This is a genomic window from Burkholderia sp. Bp8991 (assembly GCF_003853795.1).
In the GTDB taxonomy this organism is placed as follows: Bacteria; Pseudomonadota; Gammaproteobacteria; order Burkholderiales; family Burkholderiaceae; genus Burkholderia.
Map to the genome: position 1 here is coordinate 58,633 of NZ_QTQJ01000036.1, position 17,176 is coordinate 75,808.

The window sequence follows — 17,176 nt, forward strand, 5'->3', positions numbered from 1 at the left end:
CGCCAGCTCCTCGTCACTGCGTCCGCGCGCTGTCGAACACGCCCGTCTTCGACAGCAGCCGCAAGCCGTTGCCGACGACGATCAGGCTCGCACCCGCATCGGCGAACACGGCCATCCACATCGTGCCGAGCCCGGCGACCGTCAGGCCGAGGAACACGATCTTCACGCCGAGCGCGAAGCCGATGTTCTGCACCAGCACGCGGTGCGTCGCGCGCGACAGCCGCACGAACGCGGGAATCTTGCGCAGGTCGTCGTCCATCAGCGCGACGTCGGCCGTCTCGATCGCCGTGTCGGTGCCCATCGCGCCCATCGCGAAGCCGATGTCGGCGCGCGCGAGCGCCGGTGCGTCGTTGATCCCGTCGCCGACCATCCCGACCGCGCCCGCGCCGCCCGCCGACAATTCCTCGACCGCCGCGAGCTTGTCCTCGGGCAACTGGTTGCCGCGCGCATCGTCGATGCCGGCCTGCTGCGCGATTGCCTGCGCGGTGTGCGGGTTGTCGCCGGTCAGCATCGCGGTGCGGATGCCGAGCGCGTGCAGGTCGGCGATCGCCGCGCGGCTGGTGTCCTTGATCGTGTCGGCCACCGCGAAGATGCCGAGCACGCGCGTGTCGTCGACCAGCATCACGACGCTCTTGCCCTGCCGCTCGAGTGCGTCGAGCTTCGCCTCCAACGCCGGCGAGCAGCGTTCGAGCTCCTCGACGAGCCGGTGGTTGCCGAGCCAGTAGCGCGCGCCGTCGATCGTGCCGCGCACACCGCGCCCGACGAGTGCTTCGAACTCCTCTACGTCGGCAAATGCCGCCGTCTGCGCGTCACGCGCCGCCGCGGCGATCGCCTGCGACACCGGATGATCGGAGCGCGCCGCGAGGCTCGCGCCGAGGTGACGCACGCGCGCCGCGTCGACGTCCGTCGCATGCAGGTCGAAATCGGTCTGCACCGGCTTGCCGTGCGTGATCGTGCCGGTCTTGTCGAGCGCGAGCCACGCGAGCTTGCGGCCTTCTTCCAGATACGCGCCGCCCTTCACGAGAATCCCGCGCCGCGCCGCGGCCGCGAGCCCCGACACGATCGTCACCGGCGTCGAGATCACCAGCGCGCACGGGCACGCGATCACGAGCAGCACCAGCGCGCGGTAGATCCAGTCATGCCACGCGCCGCCCATGACGAGCGGCGGCGCCACCGCGACCAGCAGCGCGACCGCAAACACGATCGGCGTATAGACACGCGCGAACTGGTCGACGAAGCGCTGCGTCGGCGCCTTCGCGCCCTGCGCTTCCTCGACCGCGTGGATGATCCGCGCGAGCGTCGAGTTGGCGGCAACCGCCGTCACGCGATAGTCGAACGAACCCGCTTCGTTGATCGTGCCCGCGTACACCGCATCGCCTGCCGTCTTGTCGACCGGCAGGCTCTCGCCGGTGATCGGCGCCTGGTTCACCGTCGAGCGGCCCGCGACCACTTCGCCGTCCAGCCCGATCCGCTCGCCCGGCTTCACGCGCACGATCGCGCCGAGCGCGACCTGCGCGGCCTCGATCGTGCGCCACGTGCCGTCGATGTCCTGCACGGTCGCGGTGTCCGGTGCGAGCTGCATCAGGCCCTGGATCGCATTGCGCGCGCGATCGAGCGACTTCGCCTCGATCAGCTCGGCGATCGTGAACAGCACCATCACCATCGCGGCTTCCGGCCACTGGCCGATCGCCATCGCGCCCGTCACCGCGATGCTCATCAGCGCATTGATGTTCAGGTTGCCGTTACGAATCGCGATCCAGCCTTTCTTGTAGGTGGTCAGCCCGCACGTGAGCACGGCCGCGAGCGCCAGCACCGCCGACAGCCACACCGGCAGGCCGGCCCAGCTCACGGCCTCGGACGCGATCGCGGCGACGCCGGCGACCGCGAGCGGCCACCACGGCTTCGCGGGCGGCGGCGCGACCGGCATTGCCGGCGCGTCGACCGACGCGGCCTCCGGCGTCATCCCGAGCGTACGGATCGCGCTTTCGATCGCAGGCTGCGCACCGGCCACGTGGTCGACGGTCAGCATCCGCTGCATCAGGTTGAATTCGAGCGCCGACACCTGCTGCATCCCGCCGAGCTTCTTGCGGATCAGCGTTTCCTCGGTCGGGCAGTCCATCTGCATGATCCGGAACGCGGAGCGCACATGACCCGACGCGGTCGCGCGCGCGGCCGGCAGCGGTGCGAGCGTCAGCGCGGCCGGCGCGCAGCAGGCACCGGCCGCGTGGTCGTGGTCGTGGTCGTGGTCGTGATCGTGATCGTGATCGTGATCGTGATCGTGATCGTGATCGTGATCAGCATGGTCATGCGTGGCATGGCCGTGTGCCGCGTGGTCGTGCGAGCTCGCCGCGCCGTGCCCGTGCCCGTCGTCGTGCGCGTGGCCATGCGCATCGCCATGCCCGTCGCCGTGCGCGTGGCCGGCACGGTCACCGTGGTCGTGCCCGGCGAGGTTCGCCGATGCCTGATCGTGGTCATGGTCGTGGCCGCATCCACGCGACTGCCCGTCGCGCGCCGCGTCGCCGTGCGCGTGCTCGCCGGCCGCCGACGCCGCGTCGCCAACGGTCGCCGCCTGCGGGTCGCGCGCATCGGCGCAGCAGGTCTCGGCGCCGCCGGCATGACGGTGTCGTGGGTCGTGGGTACGCTGCGCGTCGGTCATGACAACCTCCTCTATGGCTTGACGGAGTACAGTTAACACCCTGAAGCCACTACAAGGTCAACCCTTGCAAAGGAGAAAGCCATGAAGATCGGCGAACTGGCCAAGGCGGCCCGCTGCACACCCGAGACGATCCGCTTCTACGAGAAGGAGGGGTTGATGCCGGATGCGGAGCGCACCGATTCGAACTACCGCAACTACACCGACGTGCACGTCGAGCGGCTGCGCTTCATCCGCAACTGCCGCGCGCTCGACATGGCGCACGACGAAATCCGCGCGCTGCTGCAGCTCACCGACACGCCCGCCGACCCATGCGATTCGATCAACGCGCTGCTCGACGAACACATCGGCCACGTCGATGCGCGCCTCGCGGAACTGACACATCTGCGCGACCAGCTCACCGAATTGCGCCGCCAGTGTGTCGGCGAACATTCGGTCGAGGACTGTGGAATCGTTCACGGTCTCGCGACGATGGAAACCGTCGCGCCGGCCGCAAAGCGCTCGCACCTTGGCTGAAACCCTTGTGAAATATGATAGTCTAGTTGATACTAGTTATATATTTACTAGATATAACATAACTATTCATGTCAACAAGCCGCCCGTCTCCGCTCGCACTCGCGGTCCTCGCGACGCTCACTGAAACGCCGATGCATCCATACGGAATGCTGCAGCAGTTGAAGGCGCGCGGCTACGACGAAGTCGTCAACGTGCGGCAGCGCACGAGCCTGTACCAGACGATCGACCGGCTGCTGCGCGACGGGTTGATCGCCGTGCACGACACCGAGCGCGACGGCGCGTTTCCGGAGCGCACGCTGTACACGCTGACCGAAGCCGGACATACGGCCGGCCAGGCATGGCTGCATGCGCTGCTCGCCGAGCCCGCGCGCGAGTTTCCGGCATTCGGCGCCGGCCTCGCGTTCCTGCCGCTGCTCGATGCCGACGATGCACGCCGGCAACTCGAGCGCCGCATCGCAGCGCTCGAAGCCGAACGCGAACGTCTCGAGTCGCTGCGCAACGCCGCGCAGAACGACCAGGTGCCGCGCCTGTTCCTGCTGCACAACGAGCATGCGCTCATGCTGCTGAACGCGGAGCTCGACTGGGCGCGCAGCGTCGTCGAACACCTGAAGATCGGCGCGCTGCGCTGGGTCGACGGCTGACGCGCAGCCATCGACGCGCGTCGCTCAAAGCACCTTGCCGGGGTTGAGCACGCCGACGGGATCGAGCGCGGCCTTCAGGCGCCGCATCAGGCCGATTTCCGCTTCACTGCGCGTGTGCGCGAGATAGGCGCGCTTGAGCATGCCGATGCCGTGCTCCGCCGACACCGAGCCGCCCATGTCCCGGACGACCGTGTAGACGCAGCGATCGATCGCATCGGCGTTGGCGTCGCGCATGCCGTCGAGCGATACGCCGACATGCACGTTGCCGTCGCCGACGTGGCCGAAGCACAGGCACACGATGTCGGGCCAGGCCGCGCGCAACGCCGCTTCGCAGCGCTCGGCGAACAGGCCGAGTTCGCCCGTCGGCAGGCTCACGTCGAAGTTCACCAGATGCGGCAGCGCATCGATTGCGAGGCCCTCGCGCAGGGTCCACAAGTCGCGCGCCTGCCGCTCCGACGTCGCCAGCGCCGCATCGTCCACGAGCCCCGCGTCGATCGCATCCGCCAGGCCGTTTTCCAGCGCCGCGCGCGCATCGCCGCCCGGTGCGCTCGTCGCGCACTCGATCAGCACCGCGAAGCCGCCGTCGCCCGAGAACGGCGCGACGACGCCGGGCGTATGACGCGCCACGTAGTCGTAGAAGGCCGGCCACATCGCTTCGAAACTGACGAGCTCGGGCAGTGCGCGCAGACGGTTCCACAACCCGACCACGGCATCGTAGCCGCGCACGCGACAGAGCGCGGTGGCCGGCGCGGCCAGCTTCGGATGCAGCCGCAGCACGGCACGCGTGACGATGCCGAGCGTGCCTTCGCTGCCGATGAACAGTTGCTTCAGGTCGTAGCCCGCGTTGTTCTTCAGCATCCGGTTCATCGACGACACGACGGTGCCGTCGGCGAGCACGGCTTCCAGGCCGAGCACTTGCTCGCGCATCATGCCGTAACGGATCGCGCGCGTGCCGCCCGCGTTGGTCGCGAGCATGCCGCCGATCTGGCACGAACCGCGTGCGCCGAGATCGACGCCGAACGTGAAGCCCGCCGCGTCCGCTGCCTCCTGCACCGTCTGCAGCGGCGTCCCGGCGCGCACCGTCATCGTGCCCGCCGCCGCGTCGATCGACTCGACGCCCGCGAAACGCTCCATCGACAGCACGATCTCGCCGCCCAGCGCGACCGCGCCGCGCGCGAGCCCGGTGAGGCCGCCCTGCGGCACGACCGGCTGCCCGAGCCGCGTGCACAGCGCGAGCGTGCGCGACACGTCGTCGACGCTGCGCGGCCGCACCAGTGCACGCGGCCGCACGCCGGCCGGCTCGTTGTACGCAGTGAAGTAGCGCGGATCGATCTCGGCCGCCCGCGTGACCAGCGTGTCGCCCAGCGCGGCGACGAGCGCCGCCTCGAGCGCGTCGTCCGCCGGCGCGGCTACATCGTGGCCGCCACGCGCGGCGGCCGTCTCCAGGCTCTGCATCGTGCGCGTCCGCTTACTTGGTGGAGATGTCGATGTCGCCGAAGTACTTCTGGCCGAGCGACTTCACCGTGCCGTCCGCCTTCAGCTTGTCGATCGCCGCATCGAGCTTCCCCTTCAGCGCGTCGTCGCCCTTGCGCAGGCCGAACGCGATCCCGCTGCCGAGAATCCGGTCGTCGCGCACCGGCTGGCCGACGAACGCGAAGCCCTTGCCGTCCGGGCGCGACAGGAAGCCGCGCTGGCCGGCCGGCGCGAGCACCAGCGTCGCGTCGAGGCGGCCCGACACGAGGTCGGCATACACCTGGTTCTGGTCCTGGTACGCGACGATCGAAACGCCGGCCGGCTCCCAGTGCGCCTTCGCGTAGGTTTCCTGGATCGACGCCTGCAGCACGCCGACGCGCTTGCCCTTCAGCGCTTCCGGTGTCGGCAGCAGGCCGCTGCCGGTGCGCGCGATCAGCTGCGTCGGCACGCGGTAGATGATCGTCGTGAAGTCGATCGCCTGGCGCCGCTGCTCGGTCGCGTTCATCGCCGAGTTGATCGCGTCGAACTTGCGGCCCTGCAGCGCGGGAATGAGCCCGTCGAACGACGTCTCGACCCACTTGCACGACAGCTTCGCGGTCTGGCAGACGGCATTGCCGACGTCGATGTCGAAGCCCTGCAAGTCGCCGTTCGGCGCCTTCGACTCGAACGGCGGATATTGCGCCTCGAGGCCGAAACGCAGCGTTTGCCCGTCGGCCGATGCCGCGCCGGAGCCAAGCGCGCACGCGAATGCGAACGCGAGTTTGAGGGTGTGTGCATGCTTCATCGTGATCTCCTGGCTGGCCGGTCGGCGCCGCGCTTCGGCACGTGCGCCGGTCCCGTCCGTGACTTTCGGTGCGACGTACACGTCGCCTGCTTGGGTGCGGGCCGCGCCCGCGATTACAGCGAACGCAACCGCCGCGCGCCCTCGATCAGCGTCGCGTCGTCCTTCGAGAAACTGAGGCGGATCACGCCCGCGTCGGTGCCGTCGGTGTAGAACGCCGACAGCGGAATCGTCGCGACGCGCGCATCGCGGATCAGGCGCAGCACGAAGTCGCTGTCGCGCTCGTCCGAGAAGTGGCGGAACCGCGCGAGCATGAAGAACGAGCCTTCGCTCGGCAGCAGCTCGAAGCGCGACCCGGCCAGCTCGCGCGCCAGCAGGTCGCGCTTGGCCTGGTAGAACGCCGACAGGCCGAGATAGCTTTCCGGCCGCGCGAGGATCTCCGCGAACGCGACCTGCATCGGCGTATCGGCCGAAAACACCATGAATTGGTGCACCTTGCGGATCTCGTCCATCAGTTCGGCCGGCGCGACGCAATGCCCGACCCGCCAGCCCGTCACGTTGAACGACTTGCCGAACGACGACACGATCACGCTGCGCTCGGCCAGCTCGCGGTGACGCGCGACGCTCTGGTGCTGCGCACCGTCGAACACGACATGCTCGTAGACCTCGTCCGACAGCACCACGATGCCGGTATCGCGCGTGAGCTGCGCGAGCCGTTCGAGATCGTCGGCGGAGAACACGGTCGCGGTCGGGTTGTGCGGCGTATTGACGACGATCATCCGCGTGCGCGGCGTGATCGCGGCGGCCACGTCGTCCCAGTTCACGCGGAAATGTTCGGGCGACAGCTTGATCGCGACCGGCGTCGCGCCCTGCATCCGCACGATCGGCGCATAGCTGTCGAACGACGGCTCGAAATAGATCACTTCGTCGCCCGGATGCACGAGCGCGCTGATCGCCGCGTAGAGCCCCTCGCTCGCGCTCGCGATCACCGTGATCTCGGTGCCCGGGTCGTAGCGCGTGCCGTACAGCGCCTCAGTCTTCTCCGCGAGCCGTTCGCGCAGCGACGCGAGGCCGGCCATCGGCGCGTACTGGTTGTGGCCGTCGCGCATCGCGCGCGCGACGCCGTCGACGAGCGCCGGATCCGGCGCGAAATTCGGCGCGCCCTGCGACAGGTTCAGCGCATCGTGCTGTGCGGCAAGCTGGCCGATCACCGTGAAGATCGTCGTCCCGACGTCCGGCAGTTTCGAACGGGGCCTGGTGGCGCTTCGCATGAGTTCTCCTTCTGATGTCCTTCGGGCCGGCCCGTGCGATGCGCGCGGCCGGTCTCATCGGGGATGATTTAGCCCGAGCCAATATCGGCGGACAACCGAAAGTTCGTCATGGCGGCCATGCGTTTTTCTCATGAGCGGCCATACGCATGGCTCGACGCCAAGGCCGAGTGACCGGCAATGCATGCGAATCGGGCATTTCCCTGGACGCGCGCGGCCACGCCGCGCGTCACGCGCCCGCGGCCGCCAGATAGGCGCTCAGCACGGCGTGCAACTCGCCGCGCAACGCCTCGAGGTCCAGTGCCGGCCCGAGCGTGAGCAGCGCCTGGGAGACGCCGCCGTAGCAGACCGCATGCGCCATCCGGGCGATCCCGTCGAGCCGCGCGGCCGGCGGTGGATCGGCGGCCTGCGCGAGCGCGTCGCGCCACAGCGCGACATAGGCGTCGTAATGGCGCCGGTACGCGGCGAGCGGCGACACCTGCCGCTCCAGCGCGAAGAACGCGCCCCACAGCGCGGCGTCGGCGCCGATCGCGTCGACCTGCAGGTCGGCGAGCGCGGCCGCGAGCTCTGCGCGCGGCGCGCCGCGCAACCCGTGCGCCGCATCGCGCAGCCGGTCGGCCAGCGCCAGCACGCGCCGGTGGATGCACAGCGCGGCGAGGCTCTGCTTGTCGCCGAAGTATTCGTAGAAGGTGCCGACGCTCACGCCCGCGACGGCCGCGATCTCGCGAATCGTCGCCTTCGCGTAGCCGCGCTCGAGCAAAAGCTGAACGAAGGCCTGCTGGAGCGCGTCGGACGTGGCCTGCGCGCGCGACTGGCGCGGCCGGCGACGCAGCGCGGGCGCGGGTTGCGCCGCCGGCTGGCCGGGCGGCGCCGGAACCTGAACATGTCGCGGCGGCATATTTGCTACTCTGAAATTCAGCGGAAACGCGTTTGACCGGCAGACCACGACGCACGAGACCGGAGACAGCCCGATGACCGAATCGACCCGAGACGTCACGAACCAGTTCGACGAACTGGTCGACTATAACCTCTTCGCCACCGACGTCGCGCTGCGCGACGCACTCGCCCGCGCGGGCGCCGATTGGGCCGTGCCGCGGCTCGACGCGTACGGCGCGCGGCTCGGCAGCGCCGACACCGCACAGCTCGCCGACGAAGCGAACCGCCACGCGCCGGAACTGAACGCGTTCGACCGGCGCGGCCGGCGCATCGACCGCGTCGACTTCCATCCGGCCTGGCACACGCTGCTCGGCATGTACCGCAACGAAGGCTTCGTGTCGCTCGCATTCCGCGACACGCGCCCCGGCCGCTGGGCCGCGACCGCGGCCGGCTTCTACCTGCACGGCCAGATCGAGGCCGGCACGCTGTGCCCGGCGACGATGACGCAGGCCGCGATTCCGGTGCTGCAGAAGGAGCCCGCACTGTGGGGCCTGCTGCGCGACAGGCTGTACAGCGACGACTACGATCCGCGCGACGTGCCGGTCGCCGACAAGCGCTCGATCTGGTTCGGCATGGGGATGACGGAGAAACAGGGCGGCTCCGACGTGCGCGCGAACACGACGCTGGCGACCCCGGTCGGCGCGGGCGGGCGCGGCGGCGAATACCGGCTGCGCGGCCACAAGTGGTTCTTCTCCGCGCCGATGTGCGACGCGCACCTGGTCGTCGCGCGCACCGAAGCAGGCAGCCCGTCATGCTTCTACGTGCCGCGCTGGCGGCCCGACGGCACGAAGAACGCGGTCGAGATCCAGCGGCTGAAGAACAAGATCGGCAACCGCAGCAATTCGAGCAGCGAAATCGAGCTGAACGACGCATGGGGGATCATGCTCGGCGACGAAGGCCGCGGCATTCCGACCATCATCGAGATGGCCACCTACACGCGGCTGAACTGCGTGCTCGGCAGCGCCGCGATGCTGCGCCAGGGCGTCGTGCAGGCGATCGCGTACACGCGCCGGCGCCACGCGTTCGGCCGCGCGCTCGCCGAGCAGCCGCTGATGCGCACCGTGCTCGCCGATCTCGCGCTCGAAAGCGAGGCCGCGCTCGTGCTCGCGATGCGCCTCGCCGACGCGTTCGAGCGCGACGACGCGCCGCGCGAACGCGCGTGGAAGCGGATCGTCACGCCCGCCGCGAAATTCTGGGTCTGCAAGCGCGCGGTCGAGCTGACCGGCGAGGTGATGGAGGTGTTCGGCGGCAACGGCTACGTCGACGACGGGCCGATCGCGCGCCTGTTCCGCGAAGCGCCGGTCAACTCGATCTGGGAAGGCTCCGGCAACGTGATGTGCCTCGACGTGCTGCGCGCGGTGTCGCGCGAGCCCGACGCGGCCGCGGCGCTGCTCGCCGAACTGGCCGACCTCGGCGCCGGCGAACCGCGCATCCGCGCGGCGCTCGATACGCTGCGCGCGATGCTCGCGGCGCCGGCCGACACGCTCGAGGCGTCGGCCCGGGTGTTCGCGCAACGGCTCGCGCTGGTCGCGCAGGCGTGCCTGCTGCGGCGCGACGCGCCCGCGTTCGTCGCCGACGCATTCGTCGCCACCCGGCTCGCCGCGCCCGACTGGGGCCGCATCGCGGGCGGCTTCGACCCGCACGCGCTCGACGTCGGCGCGCTGCTGCAGCGCGCGTACCCGGCCTGACACGCCCGCTCGTCCTCCTCGCGTGGAGCCATGATGAACCTCGTCGCCGCCCTCGACCGCGCCGCCCGTGCGACGCCCGACAAGCCGTTCCTGATCCACGACGACACGGCGATCACGTACGCCGCCGCGCGCGAGCGCTCGCATCGCGCGGCGGCCGTGCTGAGCGCACTCGGCGTCGCGGCCGGCGACCGCGTCGCCGCGATGTGCCTGAACACGCCCGCGTTCGTCGACCTGATGTTCGGCGCGTGGCGGCTCGGCGCCGCGTTCGTGCCGATCAACCACAAGCTGCAGGCGCCCGAAGTCGACTACGTGCTCGAGCACAGCGGCAGCAAGGTGCTCCTGTTCGACGCGGCGCTCGCGCCGGTGCTGGCGCGCGTGATCCATCCGGTGCGGCGGCTCGTCACCGAAGGCGACGCCGCCGGCACGCCGAATTTCGACGCGATGTGCGCGGCGATGGACGGCGTCGCGGGCATCGAGCCGGCCGACGGCGACGTCGCGCAGATCCTCTACACGTCCGGCACGACCGGCCGCCCGAAAGGCTGCGTGCACAGCCATCGCACCGTGACGCTCGCAGCGATGCAGGCGGCGCTCGCGACCGGCATCGGCCGTAACGAACGCACGCTGATGGCGATGCCGATCTGGCATTCGTCGCCGCTGAACAACTGGTTCGGCGGCACGCTGTACGCAGGCGGCACCGTCGTGCTGCTGCGCGAATACCATCCGCTGCGCTTCCTGCAGGCCGTCGAGCGTGAACGCGTGACGCTGTATTTCGGCGCGCCGGTGTCGTATACGCTGCCGCTCGACACGATCGAGCGCTTCGCGGCGTTCGACCTGTCGAGCGTGCGCGCATGGCTGTACGGCGGCGGCCCGATCGGCGCCGCGCAGGCCGAACGGCTCGCGCATGCGTATCGCAGCAACGCGTTCTTCCAGGTGTACGGAATGACGGAAACGGGCCCGGCCGGCACCACGCTGTATCCGGACGAACAGATCGCGAAGGCCGGCTCGATCGGTCGCCAGGGCGGCCCCGGCGTCGACCTGCGGGTCGTGCGGAGCAATGGCGCCGACGCGCTGCCGGGCGACACCGGCGAGATCTGGCTGAAGGCCGACAGCATGATGCTCGGCTATCTCGACGACCCGGCCGCGACGCGCGCCGCGTTCGCGCCGGACGGCTGGTATCGCACCGGCGACATCGCGCGGATCGATCAGGATGGCTACCTGTTCATCGTCGACCGGCTGAAGGACATGATCGTGACGGGTGGCGAGAACGTCTATTCGAAAGAAGTGGAGGACGTGCTCGACGCGCATCCGGACATCGCGGAAGCGGCCGTCGTCGGCGTCCCGCATCCGGAATGGGGCGAGACGGTCGTCGCGCACGTCGTGCTGCGCGCGAGCGCCGCGCCCGATTCGGATGCGCTGCGCGCGTTCTGCGGCGAGCGGCTCGCCGCGTACAAGCTCCCGCGCGAATTCGTGTTCGCGGAAACGCTGCCGCGCACGCCGACCGGCAAGCTGCAGAAGTTCCTGCTGCGCACGCGGCGCGAGCGCGAGTAACGCCGAAGCCAAAGAAAAAGCCACCGGACCCGACGGCCCGATGGCTTTTTCGCACGCGATGCGGGACGGGGCATTGCGACGCCCCCGCCCGCGCTCACGCCATGCTTACTTGCCGCCGATGCTCTTCAGCGGCTTCCACTCGCCCTTCTCGACCTTGTACATCGTGATGCCGCCGTTCTTCAGGTCGCCCTTCGCGTCGTACGCGACGTGCGACGACGTGACGCCAGCCATGTCGGTCTTCGCGAGCACCGGCAGGTACTTCGCCGGATCGGTCGAATCGGCCTTCTTCATCGCGTTGAGCATCGCCATCGCGCCGTCGTACGCGTACGGCGAGTACGTCTGCACTTCTTCGCCGAAGCGCTTCTTGTACTTGTCGGCGTAGGTCTTGCCGCCCGGCATTTCTTCCAGCGGCAGGCCTGCCAGCGATGCGATCGTGCCGTCGGCCGCGTTGCCCGCGATCTTCAGGAACGTCGGCGTCTTCACCATTTCGCCGCTCATCAGCGGTGCGGTGATGCCGAGCGTCTTCATCTGCTTGACCATCGGCGCTGCCTGCGAATCCGCGCCGCCGTAGTAGACGAGGTCCGGCTTCGCGGCCTTCAGCTTGGTCAGGATCGCCTTGAAGTCGACCGCCTTGTCGTTCGTGAATTCGCGGTCGACGATCGTCGCGCCGCCGGCCTTCGCGGCCTTCTCGAACTGGTCGGCGAGACCCTGGCCGTAGGCCGTGCGGTCGTCGACGATCGCGATCTTCTTCATGCCGAGATCCTTCGACGCGAAGGTGCCCGCCACCGAGCCCTGCTGCGTATCGGACGTCATCATGCGGAAGGTCGTCTTGTAACCCTGCTGCGTGTATTCCGGCGCCGTCGCCATCGCGATTTGCGGAATGCCGGCGTTCGCGTAGATGCGCGAAGCGGGAATCGTCGTGCCCGAGTTGAAGTGGCCGAGCATGCCCTTGATGCCGTCGTCGACGAGCTTCTGCGCGACCGTCGTGCCGGTGCGCGGGTCAGCCTGGTCGTCCTGCGTCTCGAGCACGAACTTCACCGGCTTGCCGCCGATCTTCGGGCTGGTCGCGTTGAAGTCTTCCAGCGCGAGCGCGATCCCGTTCTGCATATCCTTGCCGTAGTGAGCCTGGGCGCCCGTCATCGGCCCTGCGTAACCGATCTTCACGTCATCCGCATGGGCCGTCCCCGCCAGCGACATGACGGCGACGAACGTCGCGCCTGCCAGCTTTTTCATCGTGTGTTGCATAGCTTCTCCTTGGTACCAGGGTAAATGGAGCGGCTTCGGGATCGCCTTGCCGCTTCCTTTGATTGATCCGAACGGCAAGGATGGTCAGCCGATCGTCATCAAATTCGCATTGCCGCCCGCCGCGGCCGTATTCACGCTCACCGAGCGCTCGGTCAGCAGGCGCTCGAGCGCGTAGTCTTCCGCGTCGCCGTTCTCGAACGCGCCCGCCGACACGCCCTGCACCGACACGATCGGGCCCGGCCGCTGCGCGACGTCCTTCACGAGCGTCTGCAGCTCGTCGCTGTCGCCTTCGAACAGCACCGCGTCGAACGGCGCGTCGGCCTGCTTGCGCACGGCCGCATGCGCCTTCAGCGCAGCCGGCAACGCGGCCACCAGCGCCTCGCCCGCGGCACCGGCGAACAGTGCGCGGTTGCCGGTCGCCAGCACCGCCGCGAACTGCGCGCGCGCACCGCTCGGCGTTGCCGCGACACACAGCACCGTGCCGCGCGGGCCGAGTGTATACGTGTTTCGCTCGCCGGTCGGGCCGGTCAGCACCGCGGTCGCACCGGCCGGCACCTGCGCCAGGTAGCCGTCGCAGCGGGCGGCCAGCGCCGGTTCGCGCTGCTCGATCAGCCAGTCGCGCAGCGCGGTCAGCGCCGTCGCCGGGTTGCTGCGCTGTTCGCCATCGACCGCGCCGTCCGCGATCAGCGTCTGCGCGAGCGAACGCGGCAGGCCCGACGGACGCGTCGCGAGCAGGCGCTGCAGGTACAGCGCGCCGCCGGCCTTCGGACCCGTGCCCGACAGCCCTTCGCCGCCGAACGGCTGCACGCCGACCACCGCGCCGATCACGTTGCGGTTCACGTAGATGTTGCCGACGTGCGCGTTCGAGATCACGTGCGCGATCGTCTCGTCGATCCGCGTGTGGATGCCGAGCGTCAGGCCGTAACCCGTCGCGCGGATCTGTTCGAGCAGCTTGTCGAGCTGGCTGCGGCGATAGCGCACGACGTGCAGCACGGGGCCGAACACTTCGCGCTTCAGCTCGTCGATGCTGCCGATCTCGATCAGCGTCGGCGGCACGAACGTGCCGTGCGCGCAGGCTTCCGGCGACGGCAGCTGCGTGACGGTGTGGCCCTTGTCCTTCATCGTCGCGACGTGCGTGTCGATCGTCTGCTTCGCTTCGGCGTCGATCACCGGGCCGACGTCGGTCGACAAGCGGTCCGGGTTGCCGAGCGCCAGCTCGTGCATCGCGCCCTTGAGCATCGTCAGCGTGCGATCCGCGACATCGTCCTGCAGACACAGAACGCGCAGCGCCGAACACCGTTGACCGGCCGAGTCGAACGACGACTGCATCACGTCCGCGACGACTTGCTCGGCGAGCGCCGACGAATCGACGATCATCGCGTTCTGGCCGCCCGTTTCCGCGATCAGCGGAATCGGCTTGCCGTCCGGGTCGAGGCGCGCGGACAGCGTCTTGTTGATCAGGCGCGCGACTTCGGTCGAGCCGGTGAACATCACCGCGCGCGTGCGCGGATCGGCGACCAGCGCCGCGCCGACGGTCTCGCCGGTGCCCGGCAGCAGCTGCACCGCGCCGGCCGGCACGCCGGCCTCGCGCAGCAGGCGCACGGCCTGGGCCGCGATCAGCGGCGTCTGTTCGGCCGGCTTCGCGAGCACCGTGTTGCCGGCCGCGAGCGCGGCGGCGACCTGCCCCATGAAGATCGCGAGCGGGAAGTTCCACGGGCTGATGCAGACCACGGGGCCGAGCGGACGGTGCGTGTCGTTCGAGAATTCATCGCGGATCTGCGCCGCGTAATAGCGCAGGAAGTCGACCGCTTCGCGGATTTCGGCGATCGCGTTCGGCAGCGACTTGCCGGCTTCGCGCACGATCAGGCCCATCAGCGTGTGCATCTGCGCTTCGAGCAGGTCGGCCGCGCGCACAAGGCAGTCGGCACGCGCATCGACCGGCGTCGCCTGCCAGATCGGTGCGGCGGCGACTGCGTGCGCGAGCGCCGCGCTCACGTGTTCGGCCGTCGCCTCGCTGACCGTGCCGACGATGTCGCGCTGGTCGGCCGGGTTGCGCACGTCGCGCGCCGGGGCGTCGGCGAGCGCGTCGTCGGCGAGCATCGGCGCCGCGCGCCACGGATGGTGCGCGCTCGCCAGCAACGCGGACGACAGCGACGCGAGACGGTGTTCGTTCGACAGGTCGAGGCCCATCGAGTTGGGACGCTCGTCGCCATACAGGTGGCGCGGCAGCGGAATCTTCGCGTGCGGCGCGCCGAGCGGCACGACCTTCGACGCCTCGTCGACCGGATCGGCGACCAGTTCCTTCACCGACACGGTTTTATCCGCGATGCGGTTCACGAACGACGTGTTCGCGCCGTTTTCCAGCAGGCGGCGCACCAGGTACGCGAGCAGCGTTTCGTGCGTGCCGACCGGCGCATACACGCGGCACGGACGGTTCAGCTTGTCGCGGCCCGTGACTTCCTCGTACAGCGGTTCGCCCATCCCGTGCAGGCACTGGAATTCGTACTGGCCCGGGTAGTAGTTCTGGCCCGCCAGGTGATAGATCGCGGCCAGCGTGTATGCGTTGTGCGTCGCGAACTGCGGGTAGACGGCGTCGGGTGCCGCGAGCAGTTTCTTCGCGCACGCGAGATACGACACGTCCGTGTAGATCTTGCGCGTGTAGACCGGATAGCCTTCGAGGCCGTCGACCTGCGCGCGCTTGATTTCGGTGTCCCAGTACGCGCCCTTGACGAGGCGGATCATCAGGCGGTGACGGCTGCGGCGCGCGAGGTCGATCAGGTAGTCGATCACGAACGGGCAACGCTTCTGGTAACCCTGCACGACGAAGCCGATGCCGTTCCAGCCCGCGAGTTCCGGATCGAAGCACAGCGCTTCCAGCAGGTCGAGCGACAGCTCGAGACGGTCGGCTTCTTCCGCGTCGATGTTCAGGCCGATGTCGTAGCGGCGCGCGAGCAGCGCGAGCGCACGCACGCGCGGCAGCAGCTCGCTCATCGTGCGGTCCTGCTGCGAGCGCGAGTAGCGCGCGTGCAGCGCCGACAGCTTGATCGAGATGCCCGGGCCTTCGTAGATGCCGCGGCCGCCGGCCGCCTTGCCGATCGCGTGGATCGCCTGTTCGTACGACGCGTAGTAGCGCTGCGCGTCCTCTTCCGTCGTCGCCGCTTCGCCGAGCATGTCGTACGAGTAGCGGAAGCCGCGCGCTTCGTACTTGCGGCTGTTGGCCAGCGCCTCGGAAATCGTCTCGCCGGTGACGAACTGCTCGCCCATCAGGCGCATCGCCATGTCCACGCCCTTGCGGATCAGCGGCTCGCCGCCACGGCCGATCAGGCGCGTGAGCGCCGACGAGAGGCCCGCTTCGCTGTTGGTCGTCACGAGCTTGCCGGTGATCATCAGCCCCCAGGTCGCCGCGTTCACGAACAGCGACGGCGCGTGGCCGACGTGCGAACGCCAGTCGCCCTTGCTGATCTTGTCGCGAATCAGCGCATCGCGGGTCGCGCGATCGGGGATCCGCAACAGCGCTTCGGCCAGACACATCAGCGCGACGCCTTCCTGGCTCGACAGCGAAAACTCGTGGATCAGCCCTTCGACGCCGCCGCCCGAGCTCTTCTCGCGCAGCGCCTCGACGAGCTGCGTCGCGAGCGTCTGCACGTCGGCCTGCAGGTTCGCCGGCAGGCGCGCCTGGCCGAGCAGGAACGGCACGCATTCCGGTTCGGGGCGGCGATACGCGGCCGTGATCGCGGCGCGCAGCACCGATTGCGGCTGCACGTTCTGGGCGAACTCGAGGAACGGATGCGGCGAGTTGTCGTCGTCACCGTCCGGCGTCTGGCCGTCGGCGAGCTCCGTCACGCCGCTGCTGCCCGACAGTTCGGGCGGCAGCTGGCCGTGCTCGATCCGCTCGAGGTACGCGAAGATCGCCTGCTTGATCAGCCAGTGGGGAGTGCGCTCGAGACGCGCTGCCGCGTCTTTCAGGCGCGAGCGGAGAAGGTCGTCGACTTTGACGCCAAGAGTCGTGCTTGCCATGGTGGGTTCGTGCGCCGGTGCGAGCCCGGCAATGTGGTGTGAGAGGATGCGCGAAATCCTACGGCACGCAATAAAAAGGTGCAACCGAATTAAGAGACTGGTTGCACCTCGAAGTTACTCAATATAATCAGCCACTTATAAGGTCGCAACCTAGGGGTTGCCCGTGGTCGGTGGATCGGTGTTTTCCCTGATCGTGGGCGAGTTGGCGCGCGTGGGCAACCTTCGGTGTGCGCGGCGGAGGGGAAAGACGGGTTGCACTGGCCGGGTCGGCGGGTACCGCGGGCAGGTTTGGAACGCGCCCTGCGGAGATCGCATGCCGCTCGGCGCGGGCGGCGCGGGCGGCGCGGGCGGCGGGGTTGGCGGGTTGGCGGGTTGGCGGGTGGGGGTGAGGGGGGGTGGGTGATTTAGGG

General features: G+C 69.2%; 12 protein-coding genes. 5 read left to right on the forward strand and 7 right to left on the reverse strand.

The annotated features are described in order from the left end of the window. Window positions 1-13: 13 nt before the first annotated feature. Window positions 14-2,119: a heavy metal translocating P-type ATPase gene (locus tag DIE02_RS29860; RefSeq protein WP_260427343.1), complete on the reverse strand. Its 2,106-nt coding sequence runs from the start codon at window positions 2,117-2,119 to the stop codon at window positions 14-16. 105 nt (window positions 2,120-2,224) lie between these two features. On the opposite strand from DIE02_RS29860, the gene DIE02_RS36210 reads away from it, so the two are divergent. From DIE02_RS36210 to DIE02_RS29870, 3 genes are all read left to right on the forward strand, one after another. Further along, window positions 2,225-2,692, forward strand: coding sequence for a hypothetical protein (locus DIE02_RS36210; protein WP_260441535.1), 468 nt, complete (start codon window positions 2,225-2,227; stop codon window positions 2,690-2,692). 45 nt (window positions 2,693-2,737) lie between these two features. Then, window positions 2,738-3,169, forward strand: a complete 432-nt coding sequence (gene cadR / locus DIE02_RS29865) for a Cd(II)/Pb(II)-responsive transcriptional regulator (RefSeq protein ID WP_014895515.1) — start codon at window positions 2,738-2,740, stop codon at window positions 3,167-3,169. Window positions 3,170-3,237: 68 nt separating this feature from the next. Further along, window positions 3,238-3,810: a PadR family transcriptional regulator gene (locus DIE02_RS29870; protein WP_124486833.1), complete on the forward strand. Its 573-nt coding sequence runs from the start codon at window positions 3,238-3,240 to the stop codon at window positions 3,808-3,810. A gap of 24 nt (window positions 3,811-3,834) precedes the next feature. On the opposite strand, the gene DIE02_RS29875 is transcribed toward DIE02_RS29870, so the two are convergent. The 4 genes from DIE02_RS29875 to DIE02_RS29890 all read right to left on the reverse strand — a co-directional run bounded on the left by DIE02_RS29875 (window position 3,835) and on the right by DIE02_RS29890 (window position 8,230). After that, complete coding sequence (locus DIE02_RS29875; RefSeq protein ID WP_124486832.1) at window positions 3,835-5,265, reverse strand: FAD-binding oxidoreductase; 1,431 nt, start codon at window positions 5,263-5,265, stop codon at window positions 3,835-3,837. A 13-nt stretch (window positions 5,266-5,278) separates the two neighbouring features. After that, the gene (locus tag DIE02_RS29880) at window positions 5,279-6,067 is read right to left on the reverse strand and encodes an ABC transporter substrate-binding protein (protein WP_044849065.1); all 789 of its coding nucleotides are present in this window, start codon (window positions 6,065-6,067) and stop codon (window positions 5,279-5,281) included. A 113-nt stretch (window positions 6,068-6,180) separates the two neighbouring features. After that, window positions 6,181-7,335: a pyridoxal phosphate-dependent aminotransferase gene (locus tag DIE02_RS29885; RefSeq protein WP_124486831.1), complete on the reverse strand. Its 1,155-nt coding sequence runs from the start codon at window positions 7,333-7,335 to the stop codon at window positions 6,181-6,183. A gap of 226 nt (window positions 7,336-7,561) precedes the next feature. After that, window positions 7,562-8,230, reverse strand: coding sequence for a TetR/AcrR family transcriptional regulator (locus DIE02_RS29890; RefSeq protein ID WP_124486830.1), 669 nt, complete (start codon window positions 8,228-8,230; stop codon window positions 7,562-7,564). 73 nt (window positions 8,231-8,303) lie between these two features. On the opposite strand from DIE02_RS29890, the gene DIE02_RS29895 reads away from it, so the two are divergent. Further along, a complete protein-coding gene (locus DIE02_RS29895) occupies window positions 8,304-9,956 on the forward strand; it encodes an acyl-CoA dehydrogenase family protein (protein WP_124486829.1) in 1,653 nt (550 codons plus the stop codon). Window positions 9,957-9,989: 33 nt separating this feature from the next. Continuing rightward, the gene (locus DIE02_RS29900; RefSeq protein ID WP_124486828.1) at window positions 9,990-11,504 is read left to right on the forward strand and encodes a class I adenylate-forming enzyme family protein; all 1,515 of its coding nucleotides are present in this window, start codon (window positions 9,990-9,992) and stop codon (window positions 11,502-11,504) included. A gap of 105 nt (window positions 11,505-11,609) precedes the next feature. On the opposite strand, the gene DIE02_RS29905 is transcribed toward DIE02_RS29900, so the two are convergent. Both DIE02_RS29905 and putA read right to left on the reverse strand, forming a co-directional pair. Further along, entirely contained in the window at window positions 11,610-12,749 is a 1,140-nt protein-coding gene (locus DIE02_RS29905) for a branched-chain amino acid ABC transporter substrate-binding protein (RefSeq protein WP_124486827.1), read from the reverse strand. Window positions 12,750-12,833: 84 nt separating this feature from the next. Then, entirely contained in the window at window positions 12,834-16,766 is a 3,933-nt protein-coding gene (gene putA / locus DIE02_RS29910; protein WP_044849064.1) for a trifunctional transcriptional regulator/proline dehydrogenase/L-glutamate gamma-semialdehyde dehydrogenase, read from the reverse strand. Between the last annotated feature and the right edge of the window lie 410 nt (window positions 16,767-17,176).